Consider the following 5,858-nt stretch of genomic DNA (forward strand, 5'->3'; position numbering starts at 1 on the left):
CCCGCCCCGCCGGCCGGCCCCAACCGTCCGGCCTGAACCGACCCGCCCGGGTTCGCGCTTCGCAGCCGCCCCAGCGCACATAACCGCGAACCGCCGCGCGCGCATCGCCGCGGCCGCGCGCGCGGTCACGGTCGCGCGCGCGCCGCGCTCCTAGATTCGCGCGGCGTCCGGCGTGGGCGCGCCCCCGAGGTAGGGTTATGAATCGATCTTCGTGGTTCCTGGCGCTGGGCCTGGCGCTGGCGCCGATGCTGGCGGCGCAGGCGGCGCCGCCCCGGGTCAGCAACGGCCTGGTCGGCGAATGGCATCTGGACCTGTCCGGCAACGCCGCGCCCGACACCAGCGGTTTCGGCCGCAACGGCAGCGTGGTCGGCGGCGCGGCGTCCTCGTGGGGCTGGCTCGGCACCGGCGCCGACCTCAGCGGCGGCAAGTACGTCGAAGTGCCCAATTCCAGCAACCTCAACGTCGGCACCGGCAGCTTCACCGTCGCCGCCTGGGTGCGGCTGGCCGCGCCGGGCTCGTCGGGGGTCAAGACCCTGATCGAGAACCGCGGCGACGGCGCCGGCCGCGGCTACGCCTTCGGCATCGACCAGGGCCGTAACGTGCTGCTGCAGCTCAACGACGGCAGCGCCTGGACCAACCACGTCTCCGACGGCAGCGTGAGCCTGGCGCCGAACCGCTGGCACCACGTCGCCGCGGTGGTCAACCGCAGCGCCGCGCCGTACACGATCTCGTTCTACGTCGACGGGCGCCGCGCCACGACCCAGCCCACGCCGATCGCGACCAATCTCGACAACACCACCCGGCCGTTCCTGATCGGCGGGCACAAGGACACCGCGTCCTACCGCTTCAACGACCGCGCCGACGAGGTGCTGGTCTACAACCGCGCGCTGCCGGCCGACGCCAGCGGCGGCCTCGGCGACATCATGTTCCCCGGCCGCACCAGCTATCAGCCGACCTACTGGAACGACGGCGGCACCCGCCAGCGCTACAACAACTGCTACAACTACGCCAACGGCCGCGCCACCAACACCTTCGCCCAGCCCGGCCGCGCCTCGGGCGGCGGACAGGCGGGTTCGATGAGCTGCGCGGCGGTGCGCGCGGCGGCCGAACGCGACGGCCTGGAGCCGATCGCCGACACCGCCATCGACGCCACCAGCTACAAGAACGTGGTCGCGCTGGTGGTGGCGCCGGGCTACGACTACCACTGGTACCGGCGCGACGGCAACGGCAAGTGGACCCACAAGCCGGGCCAGACCGCGGCCACCAACCGCGACAATTCCGGCAACGAAATCGCCGACCCGCGCACCGCCAACCGCGGCCCGTACAGCGATTTCTGCGGGTTCTACCGGGTCTGGTCGGACAGCATCGAAGGGAGCGGCCATGAACAGGTCAACTGACATCGCCCGCGCCGCCACCGTCTCCGCACGAGGAACCGCCATGCGCTCGCGCCTTACCCTGCTGCTCGCCGCCGCGGCCCTGTCGGCCGCGCCGCTGTTCGCCCACGCCGCCGACGCGCCGGGGCTGCGCATCACCTACCTGGTGTATTCGGGCCGGCCGAACCCGGAGCTGACCGTGACCGACCCGGCGCAGCTGCGCGCGATCGAAAGCCGCCTCGGCGACGCCCTGGCCGCACCGGCGCGCGCGGGCGCGGCGGCCGAACCGGTGCTGGGCTACAACGGCATCCTGATCGAACACGTCGGCGGCCCGGCCGCGAAGGCCAGGCCGCCAGCGGCGACGGTGAAGGGCCAGCGGCTCAGCGTGGACACCGCCGCGGCGACCGACTTCAAGGCGGCGACCGCGGCGACGCGGGTGTCGGCGGCGGCGGCGGACCTGGAATCGATGCTGCTCAAGCTCGGGCAGAAGCGCGGCGTGCTGGATGCGGCGACGTTGAACGTGCTGCTCGAACAGAAGTGAGTCCGCTCCGCGCGGCGCCGCAGGCCGGCGCCGCGCGGACTGCAGCGCGAACGCGACTGCGCGCTGCGGCACGCATGCCGCGCATGCGACATGCCATCGGCGTGCGAAACCCAACGCAGGCATGAATCGCGCGGCCGGCGGCGGCTTGCCGCGCGCGTCGCCGCCTGCCCATGCTGGCCCCTGCCCGGATCGACGCACGACTGCGCGATCCACGACCCAGGACGCCACGCATGCGCAATCTTCTCGCCCTCATCGCCGCCATCGCAGTCGCCGCGGCGCTCGCGTTCTACCTTTATCCGTCGATCGACGACGTGCCGCTGTGGACCCGCCTCAACCCCGTCGCGGCGATCAATATGATCGCCTTCGGCCTGTCCTGGGGCGCGGGCGTGCCCGAAATCCTCGCCCTGGTCTTGGGCGGATTGCTGTACCTGCTGCTACCGGCGCTCGCCTTCTTCGCGGTGCGGCGCCTGCTGCGGCCGCGCGCCGAGGCGGGCGGCTCGCGCCGCTGACCGCCTCAGCCGGCGACGGCGGCCGCCCGCCGCAGGATGAACTCGTGGTCGCGGGTATCGCCGACGATGAATTCGTAATGGCCGACCTTCTCGAAGCCGTAGCGGCCGTAGAAGCGCTGCGCGCCGTAGTTCTCCGACCACACGCCGATCCACAGCGTGCGCGGGCCGTCGCGCTCCAGCCAGGCCAGCGCGGTTTCGAACAGGCGGCTGCCCCAGCCGCCGTTCTGCGCGTCCGGCAACAAGTACAGGCGCTTGAGTTCGCCGTCGCCGGGCGCGACCTGCGCATGCGGCAAGCCGCAGGCGCCGGCCAGCGCATGGCCGACCGCGACGCCGTCGCGCTCGAGCAGCCACGCCGCGCAATCCGGGTCCGCGAGCAAGGCGCCGATGGCTTGGTGCGAATAGGTTTCGGCGAGGAAGCCGCTGAGGTCGGCCGGCGGATACGAATCGCCGAAGGTGACCACGAAGCAGCGTGCGGAGATGTCGGCCAGCACGGCGGTGTCGGCGGGCGTGGCGCGGCGGATGGCGAAGTTCGCGGACATGGGCGGGTGCGTTCGAAGGCGGCGATGCGGTGGCTTGCGAATGTGGGAGTTGCGAATGTGGGAGGGGCTTCAGCCCCGATGCCTTTGTTTCGGATCGCGGCGACCCGAGCGCAAAGCATCGGGGCTGAAGCCCCTCCCACAAAGGCGTCAGGGCTGAAGCCCCTCCCACAAGGACAGCGGGGCTGAAGCCCCTTCCACGACGACCGAAGCGGCCCGGCGTCGGCCGGGCCGCGGCGAGGCTCAGGCCGGATCTTTCGGCCGCACCATCACATGCACTTCGGCCAACTGCGCGTCCGGAATCTTTGATGGCGCGCCGGTCATCAGGCACTGCGCGGTGGTGGTCTTGGGGAAGGCGATCACGTCGCGGATCGACTCGGTGCCGGCCATCAGCGCGGCGATGCGGTCGATGCCGAAGGCGATGCCGCCGTGCGGCGGCGCGCCGTACTTGAGCGCGTCGAGCAGGAAGCCGAACTTGGCTTCGGCCTCTTCCGCGCCGATGCCGAGCAGGTCGAACACCGCCGACTGCATCTGCGGACGATGGATGCGGATCGAACCGCCGCCGATCTCGTTGCCGTTGAGCACCATGTCGTAGCCGCGCGACACCGCGGTCTTGGCGTTGGCGCGCAGATCGGCGATGTCGTCCACCGCCGGCGCGGTGAAGGGGTGGTGCAGCGCGACGTAACGCTGCGCTTCCTCGTCCCACTCGAACATCGGGAAGTCGGTGACCCACAGCGGCTTCCAGCCGTCGCCGACCAAACCCAGATCGCGGCCGAGCTTCAGACGCAGCGCGCCCATGAAGTCGCTGGCGGTCTTGTAGTCGGCGGCGCCGAAGAAGATCGCGTCGCCGCTTTGCGCGCCGGCGGCCTCGACGATCTTGGCCAGGGTGGCGTCGTCGAAGAACTTCGCGATCGGCGAGTTGATGCCCTCGCGGCCCTTGTCCAGGTCCTCCACCTTCATCCACGCCAGGCCCTTGGCGCCGTGCTTGGCCGCATGCGCGCCGGCTTCGTCGATCTGCTTGCGCGACCAGCCCGCGGCGCCCGGCGCGCGCAGCGCGATCACGCGACCGTCGGCGTGGTTGGCCCAGTCGGCGAAGACCTTGAAGTCGCAGGTCTTGACCAGTTCGGCGATGTCGACGAACTCCAGCGCGATGCGCAGATCGGGCTTGTCCGAACCGTAGCGGCGCATGGCTTCGGCGTAGGTCATGCGCGGGAATTCGGCGTCCAGTTCGACGTCGATGGTTTCCTTGAACACCTCGCGGATCATGCCCTCGACGGTGTCCTGCACGTCGCGCTCGGAGACCCAGGCGAACTCCATGTCGAGCTGGGTGAACTCGAGCTGGCGGTCGGCGCGCAGGGCTTCGTCGCGGAAGCAGCGCGCGATCTGGTAGTAGCGGTCGAAGCCGGCCACCATCAGGATCTGCTTGAACAGCTGCGGCGACTGCGGCAGCGCGTAGAACTCGCCCGGGTGCATGCGCGCCGGGACCAGGAAGTCGCGCGCGCCCTCGGGCGTGGCCTTGGTCAGGATCGGGGTTTCGATGTCCTGGAAGCCGCGCGCGTCGAGCCAGCGGCGCAGCGACTGCACCAGGCGGATGCGGGTGCGCATCATCTTCTGCATTTCCGGACGGCGCAGGTCGAGGTAGCGATAGGTCAGGCGGGTTTCCTCGCCGGCGTTCTCGTGGGCGTGGAACGGCAGCGGCTCGGCCTTGTTGAGCACTTCGATCTGCGCGGCCAGCACTTCGACCTTGCCGCTGCGGATCTTGTCGTTGGCGGCGCCGCGCGCGCGCACGGTGCCGGTGACGCGCACGCAGCTTTCCGCGCTGAGATCGCCGGCGGTCTTGAACAGTTCGCCCATGTCCGAATCCACCACGATCTGGACCACGCCCTCGTGATCTCGCAGATCGGTGAACACCACGTGGCTTTGCACACGGTTGGTGTTGACCCAGCCGCACAGGGTGACGGTCTGGCCGATCAGCGCCTCATCGACGAGGCCGCAGAAGTGGGTACGCATGGAAGCTCCGGATTGGTCGATCGGGCGGGCCGATCGTTGGATCGTGGGGGTTGTGCCGCTGGCGGCTCGCTGGGACCGCGGCGCGAAGCCGGGCCGGAGCCGTCCCGCCGGCGCTCGGGCCGGGGCCGGCCATTCTAGTCCAGCCGCCGCGGCGATTGGCCGCGGCGGTGGCTGTAGGAGGGCCTTCAGGCCCGAGGCCCTTGGCTCAGGTCGCGGCGATCTGCGCCAAGGGCCTCGGGCCTGAAGGCCCTCCCACAGGGACAAGAGCCTCGGAGCCTGAAGGCCCTCCCACAGGGACAACAGCCTCGGGCCATAGGGCCTGCCGCAAACAGAAAGGGCGCCTTGCGGCGCCCTCGCGGCCATCGTGGCGGGCCGGGCGGCGTCAGCTGCCGCTGGCCGCCGGCTTGGCGGCCGGGGCGGCAGCGGCCGCCGGCGCCGGATCGGCCTTCTTCTCCGCCGGCTTGCTCGACGCGCTCGCGCCGGTGCTGCCTTCGCCGGCCAGATTGCGCTTCTTGTCGCCGTCCTTCTTGAAGTCGGTCTCGTACCAGCCGCCGCCGGCCAGGCGGAACTGCGGCGCGGTCAGCTGGCGCCCGACCTGGTCGGCGCCGCATTCGGGACAGGCCGAGGGATCGGGGTCGGAGAGCTTCTGCAGGCGGTCGAAGGTGTGGCCGCAGGCGTGGCACTGGAAGGCGTAGATGGGCATGGCGGGAACGTGGGAAGCCGACTCAGGCTGGCTAGTTTGGGGCGCGGCGGCGCCGATGCAAGCGCGCGACGGGCGGCGCGGGCCGGATTGCCGCGGTTTCGGCCGCCGATTCGCGCGCTGCGGGCCCGAACCGGCCCGAACATGCCGGTTCTGCGCCGGCCGCGCGCGGCTCAGGCGCCCGGCGGG

General features: G+C 71.2%; 7 protein-coding genes and 1 pseudogene. 5 read left to right on the forward strand and 3 right to left on the reverse strand.

Going from position 1 to position 5,858, the window contains the following annotated elements; all coding sequences use genetic code 11:
- The first annotated feature begins 197 nt into the window (after positions 1 to 197).
- From A7A76_RS23625 to A7A76_RS23635, 3 genes are all read left to right on the forward strand, one after another.
- The gene (locus tag A7A76_RS23625; RefSeq protein WP_206413605.1) at positions 198 to 1,397 is read left to right on the forward strand and encodes a LamG domain-containing protein; all 1,200 of its coding nucleotides are present in this window, start codon (positions 198 to 200) and stop codon (positions 1,395 to 1,397) included.
- On the forward strand, positions 1,381 to 1,914 hold the full coding sequence (locus A7A76_RS23630) for a hypothetical protein (RefSeq protein ID WP_206413606.1): 534 nt from the start codon (positions 1,381 to 1,383) through the stop codon (positions 1,912 to 1,914). The genes A7A76_RS23625 and A7A76_RS23630 overlap by 17 nt, the downstream gene beginning before the upstream one ends.
- 230 nt (positions 1,915 to 2,144) lie before the next feature.
- On the forward strand, positions 2,145 to 2,423 hold the full coding sequence (locus tag A7A76_RS23635) for a hypothetical protein (RefSeq protein WP_206413607.1): 279 nt from the start codon (positions 2,145 to 2,147) through the stop codon (positions 2,421 to 2,423).
- Positions 2,424 to 2,428: 5 nt separating this feature from the next.
- Here A7A76_RS23635 and A7A76_RS23640 read toward each other — a convergent pair whose 3' ends face one another.
- A complete protein-coding gene (locus A7A76_RS23640) occupies positions 2,429 to 2,962 on the reverse strand; it encodes a GNAT family N-acetyltransferase (RefSeq protein ID WP_206413608.1) in 534 nt (177 codons plus the stop codon).
- 24 nt (positions 2,963 to 2,986) lie between these two features.
- Here A7A76_RS23640 and A7A76_RS27080 point away from each other — a divergent pair, with 24 nt between their 5' ends.
- Entirely contained in the window at positions 2,987 to 3,148 is a 162-nt protein-coding gene (locus A7A76_RS27080; protein WP_428995229.1) for a DUF6053 domain-containing protein, read from the forward strand.
- 54 nt (positions 3,149 to 3,202) lie between these two features.
- Here the strand turns inward: A7A76_RS27080 and aspS are convergent, their stop codons facing one another.
- Positions 3,203 to 4,969: an aspartate--tRNA ligase gene (aspS, locus tag A7A76_RS23645; RefSeq protein WP_206413609.1), complete on the reverse strand. Its 1,767-nt coding sequence runs from the start codon at positions 4,967 to 4,969 to the stop codon at positions 3,203 to 3,205.
- Between the two features lie 167 nt (positions 4,970 to 5,136).
- Here aspS and A7A76_RS27085 point away from each other — a divergent pair.
- Positions 5,137 to 5,226, forward strand: a pseudogene (locus tag A7A76_RS27085) (DUF6053 domain-containing protein); the annotation flags it as partial.
- Positions 5,227 to 5,351: 125 nt separating this feature from the next.
- Here the strand turns inward: A7A76_RS27085 and A7A76_RS23650 are convergent.
- Positions 5,352 to 5,672 carry an FmdB family zinc ribbon protein gene (locus A7A76_RS23650; protein ID WP_206413610.1) on the reverse strand — a complete coding sequence of 107 codons (321 nt, stop codon included), beginning with the start codon at positions 5,670 to 5,672 and terminating at the stop codon, positions 5,352 to 5,354.
- Positions 5,673 to 5,858 lie beyond the last annotated feature (186 nt).

The organism is Lysobacter enzymogenes, from assembly GCF_017168095.1.
GTDB lineage: Bacteria > Pseudomonadota > Gammaproteobacteria > Xanthomonadales > Xanthomonadaceae > Lysobacter > Lysobacter enzymogenes_D.